We start from the raw sequence: 17,770 nt of genomic DNA on the forward strand, positions 1-17,770 counted from the left end.
GTGCCATGCAGGACTGGCAGCGTTCGGTGATCTACCAGATCTACCCGAAGAGTTTTCATAGCCATGCCGGCAACCCGACCGGGGATCTGCTGGGGATTGTCGCCAAGCTCGATTATCTGCACTGGCTGGGTGTCGATTGTCTGTGGATCACGCCGTTCCTGCGTTCGCCGCAGCGCGACAACGGCTACGACATCAGCGATTACTACGCCATTGATCCGAGCTACGGCAGCATGGCCGACTGCGAATTGCTGATTGCCGAAGCGGGTAAGCGGGGGATCAAGCTGATGCTCGACATCGTGGTCAATCACACCTCGATCGAACACGTCTGGTTTCAACAGGCGCGCAGCAGTCTCGACAATCCTTATCGCGATTTCTATATCTGGCGCGATCAGCCGAACAACTGGGAGTCGAAGTTCGGCGGCTCTGCCTGGGAGTACGAGGCGCAGACCGGTCAGTATTACCTGCATCTGTTCGATCACACACAGGCCGACCTGAACTGGGACAATCCGCAGGTGCGCGCCGAAGTCTTCAAAATGATGCAATTCTGGCGCGACAAAGGCGTGGGTGGTTTCCGCCTGGACGTGATCAACCTGATCTCCAAGCCCGAAGACTTTCCCGAAGATGACAGCGATGGCCGGCGCTTCTATACCGATGGGCCGAACGTGCATGCGTACTTGCAGCAGATGCACCGCGAAGTCTTCGAAGGCTACGACCTGATCAACGTCGGCGAGATGTCATCCACCAGCCTCGAACACTGCATTCGCTATTCGAATCCGCAGTCGAAAGAGCTGTCGATGACCTTCAACTTTCATCACCTGAAAGTCGATTATCCGAACCTGCAGAAGTGGGTTCGCGCCGACTTCGATTTCCTCCAGCTCAAGCGAATTCTCTGTGACTGGCAGACCGGCATGCAGGCCGGCGGCGGCTGGAACGCGCTGTTCTGGTGTAACCACGATCAACCGCGGGTGGTCTCGCGGTTTGGCCATGACGGTGAGTATCGCGAGCTGTCGGCGAAGATGCTCGGCACCGCGCTGCACTTTCTGCAGGGCACGCCATTCGTGTATCAGGGCGAAGAGCTGGGCATGACCAATCCGGGCTTCGAGTCGATCGAGCATTACCGCGACGTCGAGACTTTGAACATCTTTCGCCTCAAGCGCGAGGCCGGTAGCAGCGATGCCGACAACATGGCGGCAATCATGCAGAAGTCCCGCGATAACGGGCGCACGCCGATGCACTGGGACACGACGCCGAACGCCGGTTTTAGCGTTGCCGAACCGTGGATCGGTGTGCCGGCCAATGCCGCGCAGATCAACGTTGCTCAGCAGTTCGATGACCCGGACTCGGTGCTGCACCACTACCGCACGCTGATCGCACTGCGGCGCAGCGAGCCATTGATCACCGACGGTCTGTACCGGCAGTTATTGCCCGAGCATCCGCAAGTCTGGGTGTATCTGCGTGAGGGCGACGCCGAGCGCTTGCTGGTGGTGAACAACTTCTACGCCGCGCCGTGTGCAATCGAATTGCCCGCAAGCGTTATCAGCGAATCGATGCGCCAGCGAACCTTGATCAGTAACTATCCGGACGCCACGCCGCGCACTCGCCAGTTGATCTTGCGACCTTACGAATCGTTCGTAGTGCACCTGATCGACCCCTGATTCCTAACCCGTAAAACCACGTTTGAAAAAACACGCAGAACCCTGCGCGGGGGAGCTTTGCGCGCTGAATTTCTGCAAACACACAATAAAAATAATGGGATGGCTTATGAAAACAACAATAAAGCGCAGCCTTGCAGTGACAGGTGTTTGCCTGGCGTTACCCGCCTCGACACATGCGCTGGAGTTCGGCGGTTACTTGCGCAGCGGTGTCGGTACGTCGGTCAACAGCAGCAGCCAGTCGTGCTTTCAGTTGCCCGGCGCGCAAACCAAATATCGCCTGGGCAACGAATGCGAACAATACGGCGAACTGGAGCTGCGTCAGGATCTGTACACGCTGGAGGACGGTTCGGTGCTGAGCGTCGACGGCATGGCTTCGCTGTACAACCGCTACGACCGCAAACCTACATTCAAAGACCACACTGGTTCGATCCGTTTGCCCCAGGCCTACGCCCAATGGTCGGCGATGCCCGCGCTCAACGGTGGTTCGTTGTGGGCCGGGCGCCGTTACTACAAGCGTAACGACATCCACATTTCCGACTTCTATTACTGGAACCAGAGCGCCACCGGCGGCGGCATCGAAGACGTGTTGATCGGCGATCTGAAGTACAGCTACGCGTTCTCGCGCAAAGACAACCTGTACCAGAAGGACTACATCAATCGCCACGATTTCAACGTGGGCGGGTTCAAAAGCAACCCCGGCGGTGAGCTGGAATTCGGGCTGAGCTACATCGACAAGCCCGACAGCCGTGACGCCCATCGTGGCTGGGCGATCACCACGCAACATGTGCAGAGCGGATTCCTCGGCGGCAAGAACAAACTGGCCCTGCAGTACGGCGAAGGGCCCGGCACCGGGTTGGGCTATACCGGCGACGTCGGACTCGACGACAGCAATAAAAGCTATCGCATCGTCGAGTTTTTCGACTGGCAACTGACGCCGCGTTTCGGCGGACAAATCGCCGCGGTGTATCAAAAGGATATTCGGGCGAACAGCGCCGATCAGAACTGGCTGTCGCTGGGCGTGCGGCCGGCCTATGCGTTCACCGAGCAGTTCAAACTGGTCACCGAGCTGGGCCACGATCAGGTCGATGCGCCAGGCGGTACGCGCAAACTGAGCAAGTTTACCGTTGCCCCGACCTGGTCGCCGAAAGGCCCGGCCTTCTGGGCACGGCCGGAGGTGCGGTTGTATTACACCTACGCGACATGGAACGAGGCGGCGAAACGCGCGGCCAATCAACTGGCGAAAGGCTCGGCACTGTCCGACAGCGGCGCCTTCGGCAATGCCCGGCACGGTGCGAATGTCGGATTGCAGGTCGAATACTGGTGGAAATAAGCGATGCTGACGGGAGCATCGCGCCCCGTCGGTACTTCAATACGAACATTGCAGGTGACGTCATGGCCACACCCCAACCCTTACAACTGCTGGCGCCGCTGTCCGGCGTGCTGATGGCGCTGGACCGGGTGCCCGATCCGATGTTTTCCGGGCGCGTGATCGGCGACGGTCTGTGCATCGACCCGACCTCGTCGACCCTGTGCGCGCCGCTGGCCGGTGTGGTCAGCAACGTGCAGGCCAGCGGGCATGCCGTGAGCATCACCGATGAGCACGGCGTGCAGGTCTTGATGCACATCGGCCTGGATACGGTGAACCTCGCCGGCCAGGGTTTCACTCGTCTGGTCGAAGAAGGGCAGCAGGTGGCTGCCGGTCAGGCGCTGATCGAATTCGATGCCGACTACATCGCCCGCCACGCCCGCAGTCTGCTGACCTTGATGCTGGTGGTCAGCGGCGAGCCGTTCAGCTGGCTGGTCGAGCCGAGCGGATTGGTCGAACGCGGCCAGCCGTTGCTGGAGCTTGCAGGCGCGCAATCATCCAGCGAGACGCCGGACGCGCCACAAGGCCAGACACTGTTTTCGCCAACACTGATCTTGCCCAACCGCAACGGCTTACACGCGCGACCGGCAGCGGTGTTCGCCCAGGCCGCCAAGGCGTTTTCCGCAACGATTCATCTGCATAAGCAGCAAGCGCAAGCCAACGGCAAATCGCTGGTGGCGCTGATGGCGTTGCAGACTGCGTTTGGCGACAGCGTGCAGATCAGTGCGGCGGGCGACGATGCGCAGGCGGCCATCGACACGCTGGCCCGCTTGTTGGCTGAGGGCTGCGGAGAACCGGTGACGGCGCAGGAGCCCGTTGCGGTCGCCACGAATGAGCCGCTGACGCTGTTGCGCGGGGTGTGCGCGTCTCCCGGCTCGGCGTTGGGCACTGTGGTACAGGTCAGCGAGCCGAGTTTCGACGTCAACGAATTCGGCGGCGACGTCGATGCCGAACGCGAAGCACTCGCCACCGCCCTGATCGAAGCAGATCTGGCGTTGCAGCATTTGCGCGATACCGCCGTGGGCGAGGCCGAAGCGGAAATCTTCAAGGCTCATCAGGAACTGCTCGAAGACCCCGGCCTGCTCGATCAGGCCGCGGCGTTGATCGACACCGGCAAAAGCGCGGCATTCGCCTGGCGTACGGCAACCGAAACCACCGCAGCGATGTTCCGCCAGCTCGGCAACGCGCTACTGGCAGAGCGCGCGGCGGACCTGAGCGATGTCGGCCAACGTGTGCTGAAGCGCCTGCTGGGCATCGACGAGCAAACGCTGGACCTGCCGCAAGGCAGCATTCTGATCGCCGACCAACTGACGCCGTCGCAAACCGCCCTTATCGATACCAGCAAAGTGCTCGGTTTCGCCACGGTCGGCGGCGGCGCGACCAGCCATGTGGCGATTCTCGCCCGGGCGTGCGGCTTGCCATCGATCTGCGGCGTGCCGGTGCAAATGCTCGCTCTGAGCAATGGCACCGAGGTTCTGCTCGATGCCGACAAGGGTGAATTGCAGGTGCAGCCGGACGCCGCGACGATCCAGCAATGGCGGGCGCGCCATGCGCAACAGCGACAGCGCCATGCCCTTGACCTGGAGCACGCTGCGCTCGCCGCCTGCACTCGCGATGGGCATCACGTCGAGGTCTCGGCCAACGTCGCCTCACTGGCGGAAACCGAGCAGGCCATGGCCATGGGTGGCGCCGGTGTCGGGCTGCTGCGTTCGGAGTTTTTGTATCTGGGCCGCAACCATGCGCCGAGCCATGACGAGCAGGTCGCGACCTACAGCGCCATCGCTCGTTGTGTCGGGCTTGAACACAATCTGGTGGTGCGTACCCTCGATGTCGGCGGCGACAAACCGCTGGCCTATGTGCCGATGGAGAGTGAGAGCAATCCGTTTCTCGGTCTTCGCGGCATTCGCCTGTGCCTGGAACGCCCGCACCTATTGCGTGAGCAATTGCGCGCCATGCTCGGCTGCTGCGCACTGACGCGCCTGCACATCATGCTGCCGATGGTCACGCAATTGGCGGAGCTGCGTCTGGCCCGGCAGATGCTCGAAGAGGAGGCGCTGGCGCTGGGGCTCACTGAATTACCGAAACTGGGAATCATGATCGAAGTGCCAGCGGCGGCGCTGATGGCCGACCTGTTCGCGCCGTTGGTGGATTTTTTCTCGATCGGCACTAACGACCTGACCCAGTACACCCTGGCCATGGATCGTGATCATCCGCGTCTGGCCAGCCAGGCCGATAGTTTTCATCCCTCGGTGCTGCGCCTGATTGCCACGACGGTCAAGGCTGCGCACGCCCACGGCAAATGGGTCGGGGTGTGTGGCGCGATGGCGTCCGAGCGTCTGGCTGTGCCGCTGTTGTTGGGCCTGGGTGTGGACGAGTTGTCGGTGAGCGTGCCGATGATCGCCCCGATCAAGGCCACCGTGCGCGAACTGGCGCTGGCCGATTGTCAGGTCATCGCCAAACAGGTGCTTGGCCTGGAAAGCGCCGGACAGGTGCGCGAGGCATTGCAGCTGTTTCACCAAGCGAGCCTCGACACCGCACACGTTATGGAGAGCTGAAGATGTTCGATCAATTGCAAAAAGCCTTTTGGAAAGCCCTGACCCCGGACCTGGTGCTAGATGCACCGAACGTGCAAGCCACGCCTGACGACGGATTGAGCGCTGCCATCGTTGCCGCGTTGGGCGGTGTGGATAACCTGCAATCGCAGCAGCCGGTGGCATTGACGCGGGTGCGGGTGACGTTGCGCGATGTGTCGCGGCTGGATGAACAGGCCTTGAGCGATGCTGGTGTGGCTGGCGTCATGACCCTGGAAAACGGCGTGGTGCATTTAATTACCGGGCTGCGCGCTTAGCCTGCAACTGATGTGCGGCGGCGGGTCGCCCTTACTGTTTCTCAACCGCAGGTGTATCGTATTCGCCTTTTGCGGGCCCTAGGGCCTGTCGCTGATACGTGAGGTAGTTGAGTTCATGTCCTTTACCCGTCGCCAAATCCTCGGTGGCCTGGCCGGTCTTGTTGTCGTTGGCATGGGGGCGGGGGGCGCGTCGCGTTACTGGCTCGGCAAAATGGCCGACGCCGAGGCGGGCCACGACTATGAACTGATCGCCGCGCCGCTGGACGTCGAGCTGGTGCCGGGGCACAAGACCGAGGCCTGGGCGTTCGGCCCGTCGGCGCCGGGCACCGAGCTGCGCGTACGTCAGGGCGAATGGCTGCGAGTGCGCTTCATCAACCACTTGCCGGTGGCGACCACCATTCACTGGCACGGCATTCGTCTGCCGCTGGAAATGGACGGCGTGCCCTATGTGTCGCAATTGCCGGTGCTGCCGGGTGAATACTTCGATTACAAATTCCGCGTACCGGATGCCGGCAGTTATTGGTATCACCCGCACGTCAGCAGCAGCGAAGAACTCGGTCGCGGGCTGGTCGGGCCGCTGATCGTCGAAGAACGCGAGCCGACCGGTTTCCAATACGAAAAGACTTTGAGCCTGAAAAACTGGCACATCGACGATCAAGGCAACTTCGTCGACTTCAGCATTCCTCGCGAAGCCGCGCGGGGCGGTACAGCGGGGCGTTTATCGACGATCAATGGCGTGCCGTTGCCGGTGATCGATTTGCCGGCCGGGCAGATCACCCGCGTGCGCTTGCTTAACCTCGACAACACCCTGACTTATCGCATCAACATTCCCGGCGTCGAAGCGAAAATCTATGCGCTGGATGGCAACCCGGTCGAGCCGCGGCCGCTGGGCAAGGAATACTGGCTCGGCCCGGGCATGCGCATTTGCCTGGCGATCAAAGCCCCGGCAGCGGGCGAAGAATTATCGCTGCGCAATGGCCCGGTGCGCTTGGGCACATTGCGTTCGGTGGCCAATACTGATGCGCCGACGGACTGGCCCAAAGCCCTGCCGGCCAACCCGGTGGCCGAGCCTGATCTGGCCAATGCCGAGAAACTCAACTTCAATTTCGAGTGGGTCGGTTCGGTTTCGGTGAATGTCGACAACGGCAAACCGCCGAGCCTGTGGCAAATCAACGGCAAGGCCTGGGACATCACCGACAAGACCTGCGCCGATCGACCGATTGCCAGCCTCAAGTTGGGCCAGAGCTACATCTTCGAATTGAAAAACATGACCCAGTATCAGCACCCGATCCACCTGCACGGCATGAGCTTCAAGGTCATTGCGTCGAACCGGCACAAGGTGATTCCGTATTTCACCGACACCTACCTGCTGGGCAAGAACGAGCGCGCGCAAGTGGCGCTGGTGGCCGATAATCCGGGGGTGTGGATGTTCCACTGCCATGTGATCGACCACATGGAAACCGGCCTGATGGCCGCCATCGAGGTGAAGTGATGCGCCAGATTCGCCCCGCGGCGATCATCGACCGCAGCCGCGACCGCGACTTCATGCGCGAAGCCCTGACGCTGGCCGCACAAGGCGCAGCGCTGGGCGAAGTGCCGGTGGGCGCGGTGCTGGTGCAGGACGGCGAGATCATCGGCCGCGGCTATAACTGCCCGATCAGCGCCAGCGACCCGAGCGCCCATGCGGAAATGGTCGCGATCCGCGCCGCTGCCCAGGCTGTGGATAACTATCGTCTGCCGGGCAGCACACTGTATGTAACGCTTGAGCCGTGCAGCATGTGCGCCGGGCTGATCGTGCACTCGCGGGTGTCGCGGGTGGTGTATGGCGCGCTGGAGCCGAAAGCCGGGATTGTGCAGAGCCAGGGGCAGTTTTTCACCCAGGGCTTTTTGAATCACCGGGTGTTGTATGAGGGTGGGGTGTTGGCGGAGGAGTGCGGGGCGGTGTTGACCGAGTTCTTTCGCGCTCGCCGCGCGAAACCCGCTGAATAAACACAAAACCAAACTGTAGGAGTGAGCCTGCTCGCGATAGCAATCTGACAGTCACCTCAAAGTTGAATGTTAGACCGCTATCGCGAGCAGGCTCACTCCTACAGGGGGATGCGGTGTTTGTGAAAGTTACTTCCTGGCGACGATCACGGCCCGCATCGGCGCCGGCAGCCCCTCAACCGTTTTGCTGTGGTCCTCAGGATCAAGGAAATCGCTCAGCGACTGATACTTCATCCACTCCGTCCCGCGCTGCTCCTCGACCGTAGTGGTACTGACATCCACGCATCGAATATCGGTGAAGCCCGCGCGGCGCAGCCACAATTCCAGCGCCGGCACCGACGGCAAGAACCACACGTTACGCATCTGCGCATAGCGATCTTCGGGCACCAGCACCTGATGCTTGTCGCCTTCGACCACCAGCGTTTCCAGCACCAGTTCGCCGCCCTTGACCAGGCAATCCTTCAGCGCCAGCAAGTGTTCGATCGGCGAGCGACGGTGATAGAACACGCCCATGGAGAACACTGTGTCGAAACCTTCGAGGTTCGCCGGCAGGTCTTCGAACGGGAATGGCAGGTGCCAGGCGTTCGGCTCGGACAAGTAGCGCTGCACCGCCTGGAACTGGCAGAAGAACAGCCAGTTCGGGTCGACGCCGATCACGCTGTCCGCGCCGGCGCCGAGCATGCGCCACATGTAGTAGCCGTTGCCGCAGCCGACATCGAGGATGCGTTTACCCTTGAGGTCCAGGTGCGGGGCGACGCGCGACCATTTCCAGTCCGAGCGCCATTCAGTGTCGACGTGCACGCCAAACAGGTCGAACGGGCCCTTGCGCCACGGCGACAGGCCCATCAGCGCGGTGCGCATCTGCGCGCGTGTCGCGTCGTCGCAATCGGTGTCGAGTTTCAGCCCGTTGAGCAAATCCACTTCGCTTGGCTGGATCTTCGGCAGGGCGTCCAGCGCACTTTGCCAACGTTCCAGGTCGCCGTGACCTTTCTCCATTTTCTTGTCGAGTTGCGCCTGCAGGGTGCTGGCCCATTCGGCCAGCGGGGTACCGGCCAGACGGCGGGCGAGGGGGGACAGATCAATCATGGCAAGGCAATCAACGAGGCAAAGTTAAGACACTGGAACCACGGCACGACTTTCGAGAACCCGGCGGCCAGCAGGCGTTCGCGGTGTTCTTCGAGACTGTCGGGCTTCATGACGTTTTCGATGGCGCTGCGCTTCTGGGCGATTTCCAGTTCGCTGTAGCCGTTGGCGCGTTTGAAGGCCACGTGCAGATCGGTGAGCAGCGCGTGTTCTTCGGCATCGTTGAAGCGCAGCTTCTCCGACAGGATCAACGCACCACCCGGCAGCAACGACTGGCGAATGCGCGACAACAAAGCGGTGCGCTGATCCGGGGCGATGAATTGCAGGGTGAAGTTCAGCGCCACCACCGAAGCGGGCTGGAAGTCGAGGGCGAGGATGTCGCCTTCGATGACTTCGACCGGCAGCAACTCCTGGAACATCGAGTCCTGACCGTTGAGGTATTCGCGGCAGCGCTCGACCATCGCCGCCGAGTTATCCACAGCAATCACCCGGCAGCCGTCGGTGCGCACATGGCGGCGCAGGGCCTGTGTCACGGCACCGAGCGACGAGCCGAGATCGTAGAGCACGCTGTTGGGCCGGGCGAATTGCGCGGCGAGCACGCCGAGGTTTTCGACGATGGTCGGGTAACCCGGCACCGAGCGCTTGATCATGTCCGGGAACACCCGTACCACGTCTTCGTTGAAGGCGAAGTCAGGCACCTGGGCCAAAGGCTGGGCGAAAAGGCGATCGGGTTCTTTGCTCACGGCGGTTTCCGGCGGTGTCGATGGAAAAGGCCGGCATTTTAGCCAAAGTGGCGCGGGGATGCTTGGGTTGCTGATAAAGCACCGCGTCAGGAGGCGTAGTCCTTGCTGTCAGGAACATAGCTTTCGCGAGCAGGCTCGCTCCCACAGAGAATCGCGGTGTCCTGTGGGAGCGAACCTGCTCGCGAAGAAATCAACGCGGTTTCGCGAGTCAATTCACCGAGATGGCGCAATCGAAAGTTTCCACTGGCAGCACTTCCGGCGCCCACGGTTGTTGCGAAGTCAGGCGCAGACGCCCGGTGCCGGCCGCGAAGGCCTGGAAGCGCCAGGTCGAAACACCCGCCGAGCCGACCACGCCGGCATCTTCCGGGTTGCTGTAAACCTCGGGGCTGAGCGCACGCAATACGCCGCCGGCCGAATCCTGGATGGCCCAGCGGTAGCCGGTGGTGGGGTTGCTTGGCAGCATGACGATAAGGTTTTGTCCGGCGCTTAGCCGCACCGGGCATTCGCTTTGTTTTTCCACGGTCACGTTGTGTTTTGGCTGCGAGGCACAGGCGGCCAGCAACGAGAGGGCGAGGGGGAGAAACAGGCGAGTGGGGGACATGGGGTCAGTGGCTCCGGCGGTTACGACGAACGGCGAGCATAACTGAAGATGAGGCGATGTGTGACAGTGCCGAGCCCTCACCCTAGCCCTCTCCCAAGGGGAGAGGGGACTGACCGAGGTGTCTTGTGTCGTACATCGACCTGAAAGATCGAGTCGATTATGGATTCAGCGATGAAATTTCAGGTCGGCGTAGTTCAGCAATATCCCACGGTCGGCTCCCTCTCCTTGGGGAGAGGGCTGGGGTGAGGGGCTACGCGCTACCGGTCAGAACAAAACCTTCGCCACATCGGCAAACCGCTTGGCGAAATGCACGGTTATCCCTTCCTTCAGATAATCCGGCAGTTCCTCGAAGTTGCCCCGGTTCGCTTCCGGCAGGATCAATTCGAAGAGCTTCTGCCGCCGCGCCGCAATCACCTTCTCGCGCACCCCGCCAATCGGCAGTACATGCCCGGTCAGCGTCAGTTCACCGGTCATCGCCACGCCCTTTTTCGGTGGCTGATTACGCGCCAGAGACAACAGCGCGCTGGCCATGGTTACGCCGGCACTCGGGCCGTCTTTCGGCGTGGCGCCTTCCGGTACGTGCAGGTGGACGAAGGCTTCGTCGAAAAACTTCGCGTCACCACCAAATTGCTTCAGGTGCGAGCTGACGTAGCTGTAAGCGATTTCCGCCGACTCTTTCATCACATCGCCCAGCTGCCCGGTGAGCTTGAAGCCGCGGTTAAGCGTGTGAATCCGCGTGGCTTCGATCGGCAAGGTGGCGCCGCCCATGCTGGTCCAGGCCAGACCGGTGATCACGCCGGTGCCGGACAACACTTGTTCGTTGCGGAACACCGGATGGCCGAGTGACGCTTCGAGGTCTTTGGGGCCGAGTTTGATCACCGCTTTCGGATCGTCGATCAACTTCATCACCGCTTTGCGCACCAGTTTGCCCATCTGCTTTTCCAGCTGGCGCACCCCGGCTTCACGGGCGTAACCATCGATCAAGGCCTTGAGGGCGCTGTCGCTGATGCTCAGGCTGCCCTTGGACACACCGGCCTTTTCCAGCAGTTTCGGCCACAGGTGACGCTTGGCGATGGCGACTTTTTCTTCGGTGATATAGCCCGACAGGCGAATCACTTCCATCCGGTCCAGCAGCGGGCCGGGGATCGAATCCAGTGTGTTGGCGGTGCAGACGAACAGGACTTTCGACAGGTCCATGCGCAGGTCGAGGTAATGGTCGAGGAATTCGACGTTCTGCTCCGGGTCGAGGGTTTCCAGCAGCGCCGAGGCCGGGTCGCCCTGGTAGCTCTGGCCCATCTTGTCGATCTCGTCGAGCATGATCACCGGGTTCATCACTTCGACGTCTTTCAGCGCCTGCACCAGTTTGCCCGGCTGAGCGCCGATGTAGGTGCGGCGGTGGCCCTTGATCTCGGCTTCGTCGCGCATGCCGCCGAGGCTGAAGCGATAGAACGGCCGGCCGAGGGATTCGGCGATCGACTTGCCGACGCTGGTCTTGCCCACGCCCGGCGGGCCGACCAGCAGCACGATGGAGCCGCTGATCTCGCCTTTGTAGGCACCGACGGCGAGAAATTCGAGGATGCGGTCCTTGATGTCGTCCAGTCCGGCGTGGTGCTTGTCGAGAATTTTGCGCGCGTGCTTGAGGTCGAGTTTGTCTTCGCCGTACACGCCCCACGGCACCGAAGTGGCCCAGTCGAGGTAGTTGCGGGTGACAGCATATTCCGGCGAGCCGGTTTCCAGGATCGACAGTTTGTGGGTTTCTTCTTCCAGGCGCTTTTGCACCTGCGCCGGCAGGACTTTGCCCTCCAGGCGTTGTTCGAACTGTTCGAGGTCAGCGCTGCGGTCGTCCTTGGTCAGACCGAGCTCCTGCTGGATGACCTTGAGCTGTTCCTTGAGGAAGAACTGGCGCTGGTGTTCGCCGATCTTGCGATTGACCTCGGCGGATATCTCTTTTTGCAGGCGCGCGACTTCGACTTCCTTGCGCAGCATCGGCAGGACTTTTTCCATGCGCTTGAGCATCGGCACGCAGTCGAGCACACCTTGCAGCTCGGCTCCGGTGGCCGAGGTCAGGGCGGCGGCGAAGTCGGTCAGCGGCGACGGGTCGTTGGGGCTGAAGCGGTTGAGGTAGTTCTTGAGCTCTTCGCTGTACAGCGGATTGAGTGGTAGCAGTTCCTTGATCGCATTGATCAGCGCCATGCCGTAGGCCTTGACCTCATCGGTCGGCTCGGTCGGCTGGTGCGGGTATTCGACTTCGACCAGATAAGGCGGGCGGTGGTGTTTAAGCCAGGTCTTGATGCGCACGCGGCTCAGGCCCTGGGCGACAAACTGCAGTTTGCCGTTCTCGCGGCTGGCGTGGTGGACTTTGACCAGCGTGCCGTATTCGGGCAGGGCGCCGGTGTCGAAGTGGCGTGGGTCTTCCTGGGGTGTGTCCATGAAGAACAGGGCCAGCGAGTGGTGTTCGGATTTGCTGACCAGTTCGAGGGTTTCGGCCCAAGGCTCTTCGTTGACGATGACCGGCAGGACCTGTGCCGGGAAGAACGGGCGGTTGTGGATCGGGATGATGTAGACCTTGTCCGGCAGGTTCTGGCCGGGCAGGGCGAGGCCGGTGCCGGAGCTGGTGTGTTCGATGTGCTCGGCTTCGCTGTAGTCGTCGGGGTTGTCCGGGAGTTCCTGCTGGTCGGTCATGGGGCACCTGCGCAATGGGGTATGGGGTCTTAGATGGGGCAGGGGTGGGGTGGTTTCAATGGGGCGGGTGTGTTTCTGCTTGTGTTCAGGGTTTTGACAGGGGGTGGCCTTGGCGGCCTCTGGGCCGACCAGGCTGTGGTTGTTTTGGGGGTATATCCGTTTTTTTCGGTGTGGCTACTGGCGGTTTCGCCCTTACGGCGAGGCACTTTTTCCAGACGCCGAAAAAGTGCCCAAAAAGGCTTGCTCCTGCGTTCGGCCCTCGCAGGCTCGGGTCCCTTCGCTCCGGGATCGCTCCGGGCGCAGCGGCTACGGTTTGCTGCGCTGCACCTACGTCCGCTGTGTCTGGCTGCGCCAGACGGTCGCTGCGCTCCCACGCCCGGATCAATCCCTCCACTCAGCCTTCCGATGTCGCTGGTTAGGCAAGATCAAGATCAAGAGCACTCGAGCTGGCGCTCATTGTTGAGTGGTTAGAAGCGGGTGGTTGGCTTGGGATTTTTGATAGGGCTACCCCTCATCGGAACGCCGCCCGCCCAGCCCTCTCCCGAGGGAGAGGGAGCCGATTGGTATGCGTTTCAAGTTTTGCGTTCGACGCGCAATTGCAGCTCGATGCAATTCTCAAATTCCCTGCGATCAGTCCCCTCTCCCTCTGGGAGAGGGTTAGGGTGAGGGGCTTTTGGTTTTTTCACGATCTGCATTTGGGTAGGGGCTTGCCTGACCAGTTCATTACAAAGGCCACGTCAGCTTCTGGAGCAGAAAGAACCCGTTACAGGTGAGTTCACGTGTGTCATTCGTGCGGACTGCCTTGCCGGACAGTTTGAAATCGTTGAAGGCGTATCGGTAGAGGCTTTGTTCGGGATCGAGTTTAGTAACCTCGATTGTTGAAGAGGACTCCATTGCATAGTCATAAATCACGATACCCCGTTCTGTAACGACACTTTCAGAGTAGCGAGGCGGAGATGGAACCTCCAGGTTGCGAAGGGAGATGGACAGGGTTCGTTCGCTCGACAAGCCATCGTTGTCCCGGAAGAAAAAGTCGTAACCCCCTAATGGATTGATATGTACCGATGAGGCGGTCGTGGTATAGCGGGTAAGGTCCAGATATTTACCGAAAATGGTGCCTTTCACATCAATGGTCAGTGAACCGACTGCGAAGACTGCTGGGGATTCTGTTGAAGTGTTCACGTGTGCTTCCTTGACTGACTTAGGTTGGAGAAGGAAGTCTGGAAGAAGCGGCATAAACAGTTAACTGTCACATCTGACAGGTTTTTATGCCTGTTCGCGATTGTGCCTTACAAAACGAGTTATAGGGCCCAAGAGATGATCCGCTACGGGGTGGGCCTGCTCGCGAAAGCGGTGTGTCAGTCATCACAACGGCTGAATGGGCCGACATCTTCGCGAGCAGGTTCGCTGCCACAGGGGATTAGTTGTGTGTTGGAGATTGCGGGATTTCGTGGTTATCCAGCACCCGATTCACCGCCAGTTCGGCCAGCATGATGATCTGCTGGATCGCCAGAATGGTCCGGCGTTGCGGCAGGTCGATGTAGGCGGCGATGTCGCTGGTCATCAGGCTGGCCTGGGCCAGGGATTCGCAGGCGTGGACCAGCAGACTTTCGCTGTCCTGCTCGGGGGCGACCTGGAACATGGTGCTGGGTTTGTGAAAGCGCAGGGTCAGGGCGTTGGGTTTGAGGTAGTGGTCGAGGGCGCGGTCGGCGGCTTCGTGCAATCGCTTCGAGCCGGGGAATTCGTAGGGGGTGGTGTCTTCGGTTTCGGGGGGATTGGGTGTCGGCTTTTTCATTTATTGCTCCTCAGGAATTGGGCCATTCCTCTGATTGCCGCGACGCAAAAAGAGGGGTGGCAGCTGTACGCGGGTTCGCGGACCGACCTGAGGCATTCGGCATACCCGAAGGTATCCCGCGTACAGCCACCATAAAACAAGCACTCGGGGTGCTGTTGTTAAGCGGTGGCGATTATGCCCCAGAAGTCGGGCCGCGACGCCCGTTCGCTGAATTTGCAGCGACGCTACGAGCCTATCCAGCCGATTTCCGAGGCACAACCGACGCGATGTGTCGGAAAACTCCGCGCAATCAGCAGCGTTTGTAGGACGAGCACAATTCCCACGTACAAACGTTTTTCAACCTGTGGGAGCTAGCCTGCTAGCGATGGGGCCCTGTCAGTAAACAGAGATGTTGAATGTCAGACCGCAATCGCTAGCAGGCTAGCTCCCACAGGTGATCTGCGGTGTATTCAAAAAACTGGCGTGCACAAAAAAGGCGATGTCCCTCACGAGACATCGCCTTCATTTTTACCGCGGCTAACGCTTATTCCGGCAGTTTGTACGCAATGATGTAGTCACCCATCTTGGTACCCAGCGAGCCGTGACCGCCGACAACCAGCAGGACGTATTGCTTGCCATCCTTGCCGGTGTAGGTCATCGGTGTAGCCTGACCACCGGCCGGCAGACGCGATTTCCACAACTCTTTACCGGAGTTGACGTCGTACGCTCGCAGGTACTGGTCGAGGGTGCCGCTGAGGAAGCCGACGCCGCCGGCGGTGACGATCGAGCCGCCCATGCTTGGCACGCCGAGGGTGAAGCCGATCGGGATCGGCGAGCTGTCGCGGCTGGTGCCGTTCTTGCGTTTCCACACGACTTTGCCGGTGGTCAGGTCGATACCGGCAACGTAGCCCCAGGCCGGGGCCTGGCACGGTACGCCGAGTGGCGACATGAACGGGTGCATGATCACCGCGTATGGTGCGCCAGTGTTTGGCTGCACACCCGAGGTTTCGCTTTCGCGTTTGCTGCCCGCTTCGACTTGCTCGCGTGGCACCATTTTCGACACGAAGGCCATGTAGTTCGGGCTGGTGAACAGCATCTGGCGAACCGGGTCGACCGAGACGCCGCCCCAGTTGAACACGCCGACGTTACCCGGGTAGATCAGGCTGCCCTGTTCTGATGGCGGGGTGTACTGGCCTTCGTAACGCAGTTCCTTGAACTGGATGCGGCACAGCATCTGGTCGAACGGGCTCGCGCCCCACATGGCTTTTTCGGTGAGTTCCGGGGCCAGCAGGTTGAGGTCCGAACGGGCCTGGGTCGGTGCGGTGTGGTCGCCTTTGACAGCGCCTTGCGGTACCGGGATCTCCTGGATCGGGATGATCGGCGTGCCGTCACGACGGTCGAGGACGTACAGGCTGCCCTGTTTGGTCGGGGCGATCAGCGCCGGTTTCACGCCGTCGGCAGTTTTCATGTCGAGCAGGGTTGGCTGGCTGCCCACGTCCATGTCCCACAGGTCGTGGTGGGTGAACTGGTAGTTCCAGCGCACTTTACCGGTGGCCAGGTCCAGCGCAACGACGCCGGCGCTGAACTTCTCGGCGCCCGGGGTGCGGTTGCCGCCCCATTGGTCAGGGGTCTGGTTGCCCAGTGGCAGGTAAACCATGCCGAGTTTTTCGTCGACACTGGCCAGCGACCACATGTTCGCCGAGTTGCGGCTGTAGGTTTCGCCCGGGGCCAGAGGCTCGGTGGCGTCCGGCTTGTCGCTGTCCCAGTTCCATACGAGGTGGCCGTCGCGCACGTCGAAGGCGCGGATCACGCCGGATGGCTCGTTGGTCGACTCGTTGTCGGTGACGTGACCGCCCATGATCACCAGATCACGAGTGATTGCCGCCGGCGAAGTGGAGTAGTAGCCGCCAGCGGTGAACGGGCCGATGCCCTGGGTCAGATCAACCACGCCGTTGGTGCCGAAGCCTTCGCAGATCTTGCCGGTGTCGGCGTTCAGTGCGATCAGGCGGGCATCCGCGGTTGGCAGGTAGAGGCGACGCGGGCAGGCCTGGGCAACGGCCTGGCCGGCGGCGGAGATGACTGCGGAGCTGGCGTTTTCCGACTTGGCGTAAGCGGCTTCGTCGTAGTACGACACGCCACGGCAGGTCATGTGCGCAAAGCCTTTGAAGCCGACCGGGCTCTTGATCTGCGGGTCGAAGCGCCACAGTTCTTTACCGGTGTCCGGGTCCAGGGCCAGCACCTTGCTGTGCGCAGTGCACGCGTAGATCATGCCGTTGGCTTTGAGCGGGGTGTTTTCGTTGGTCAGCTCGACCGGGTCATCCTCGGTTGGCAGGTCGCCGGTCTGGATGCGCCAGGCTTCTTGCAGCTTGCCGACGTTGGCCGGGGTGATCTGCTTCAGCGGCGAGTAACGGTCACCGAATTCGGTGCGACCGTAGGCCTGCCAGTCGCCGTCCGGCATGGCCGGTGCGGTGCTGGTGGTGCCAGCGGTTTCGCGGCCCAGTTCGCCGAAGGTCTCGCCCGGATGGGTGAACAGGCTGGCCAAAGCGGTAACGCCGGCCAGGATCACCGCGACGGTCAGACCGCCGGTGCCCATTTTCGCCGGGCCGTTGAGCAGCAGCGGCCGGCGGAACCACGGCAGCAGCATCACGAAGCCGAGGACAAACCACAGCGCCAGACGCGGCACCAGTTGCCACCAGTCCAGACCGACTTCCCACAGCGCCCAGACGGTGCTGGCGAACAGAACGATGGCGTACAGGCCCAGCGCCGCACGACGACGCATCAGCAGCAGAATGCCGCTCAAGGCGATGCCGATACCGGCCAGCAGGTAATACAGCGAGCCGCCCAGCGTGCTCAGCTTTATTCCCCCGGCCAGCATGGCCAGGCCCATCAGTAGAAGCAGGATGCCGAGCAGGGCGGGTAGCAGCCGCCCCCGGCTCGAAGCACTTTCGGTGCTCATAGTGTGATTCTCCGTGACGTTTATGTAGTCCCGCGCTGTAGTCACTTTAGATGACGATTTGGCGCAGGCATGGTTC

At 61.2% G+C, this 17,770-nt stretch carries 13 protein-coding genes; 6 read left to right on the forward strand and 7 right to left on the reverse strand.

From position 1 onward, the window contains the following. Window positions 1–5 precede the first annotated feature (5 nt). The 6 genes from treC to tadA all read left to right on the forward strand — a co-directional run bounded on the left by treC (window position 6) and on the right by tadA (window position 7,858). On the forward strand, window positions 6–1,655 hold the full coding sequence (treC, locus tag J3P75_RS05945) for an alpha,alpha-phosphotrehalase (protein ID WP_434709619.1): 1,650 nt from the start codon (window positions 6–8) through the stop codon (window positions 1,653–1,655). Window positions 1,656–1,761: 106 nt separating this feature from the next. Further along, the gene (locus J3P75_RS05950) at window positions 1,762–2,985 is read left to right on the forward strand and encodes a maltoporin (protein ID WP_434709620.1); all 1,224 of its coding nucleotides are present in this window, start codon (window positions 1,762–1,764) and stop codon (window positions 2,983–2,985) included. Window positions 2,986–3,047: 62 nt separating this feature from the next. After that, a complete protein-coding gene (gene ptsP / locus J3P75_RS05955; protein ID WP_434709621.1) occupies window positions 3,048–5,576 on the forward strand; it encodes a phosphoenolpyruvate--protein phosphotransferase in 2,529 nt (842 codons plus the stop codon). A gap of 2 nt (window positions 5,577–5,578) precedes the next feature. Next, window positions 5,579–5,869, forward strand: a complete 291-nt coding sequence (locus tag J3P75_RS05960) for a PTS transporter subunit EIIB (protein WP_434709622.1) — start codon at window positions 5,579–5,581, stop codon at window positions 5,867–5,869. Window positions 5,870–5,984: 115 nt separating this feature from the next. Beyond that, window positions 5,985–7,361, forward strand: a complete 1,377-nt coding sequence (locus J3P75_RS05965) for a multicopper oxidase family protein (RefSeq protein WP_206415104.1) — start codon at window positions 5,985–5,987, stop codon at window positions 7,359–7,361. Then, window positions 7,361–7,858, forward strand: a complete 498-nt coding sequence (tadA, locus tag J3P75_RS05970; RefSeq protein WP_434709623.1) for a tRNA adenosine(34) deaminase TadA — start codon at window positions 7,361–7,363, stop codon at window positions 7,856–7,858. Before J3P75_RS05965 ends, tadA begins: the two co-directional genes overlap by 1 nt. 126 nt (window positions 7,859–7,984) lie before the next feature. On the opposite strand, the gene cmoB is transcribed toward tadA, so the two are convergent. The 7 genes from cmoB to J3P75_RS06005 form a co-directional block, all read right to left on the reverse strand. Continuing rightward, window positions 7,985–8,941, reverse strand: coding sequence for a tRNA 5-methoxyuridine(34)/uridine 5-oxyacetic acid(34) synthase CmoB (cmoB, locus tag J3P75_RS05975; protein ID WP_434709624.1), 957 nt, complete (start codon window positions 8,939–8,941; stop codon window positions 7,985–7,987). Further along, entirely contained in the window at window positions 8,938–9,681 is a 744-nt protein-coding gene (gene cmoA, locus J3P75_RS05980) for a carboxy-S-adenosyl-L-methionine synthase CmoA (protein WP_434709625.1), read from the reverse strand. The genes cmoB and cmoA overlap by 4 nt, the downstream gene beginning before the upstream one ends. A 208-nt stretch (window positions 9,682–9,889) precedes the next feature. Continuing rightward, window positions 9,890–10,282, reverse strand: coding sequence for a protease inhibitor I42 family protein (locus J3P75_RS05985; protein WP_434709626.1), 393 nt, complete (start codon window positions 10,280–10,282; stop codon window positions 9,890–9,892). Between the two features lie 264 nt (window positions 10,283–10,546). Then, window positions 10,547–12,964, reverse strand: coding sequence for an endopeptidase La (gene lon / locus J3P75_RS05990; protein WP_336355368.1), 2,418 nt, complete (start codon window positions 12,962–12,964; stop codon window positions 10,547–10,549). 723 nt (window positions 12,965–13,687) lie between these two features. Further along, window positions 13,688–14,146: a hypothetical protein gene (locus J3P75_RS05995; RefSeq protein WP_434709627.1), complete on the reverse strand. Its 459-nt coding sequence runs from the start codon at window positions 14,144–14,146 to the stop codon at window positions 13,688–13,690. A gap of 238 nt (window positions 14,147–14,384) precedes the next feature. Next, complete coding sequence (locus J3P75_RS06000; protein WP_434709628.1) at window positions 14,385–14,759, reverse strand: DUF6124 family protein; 375 nt, start codon at window positions 14,757–14,759, stop codon at window positions 14,385–14,387. 523 nt (window positions 14,760–15,282) lie between these two features. After that, the gene (locus J3P75_RS06005) at window positions 15,283–17,694 is read right to left on the reverse strand and encodes a glucose/quinate/shikimate family membrane-bound PQQ-dependent dehydrogenase (RefSeq protein ID WP_434709629.1); all 2,412 of its coding nucleotides are present in this window, start codon (window positions 17,692–17,694) and stop codon (window positions 15,283–15,285) included. Window positions 17,695–17,770: the final 76 nt, after the last annotated feature.

The sequence above is a fragment of the Pseudomonas sp. R1-1 genome, from assembly GCF_051132135.1.
GTDB lineage: Bacteria > Pseudomonadota > Gammaproteobacteria > Pseudomonadales > Pseudomonadaceae > Aquipseudomonas.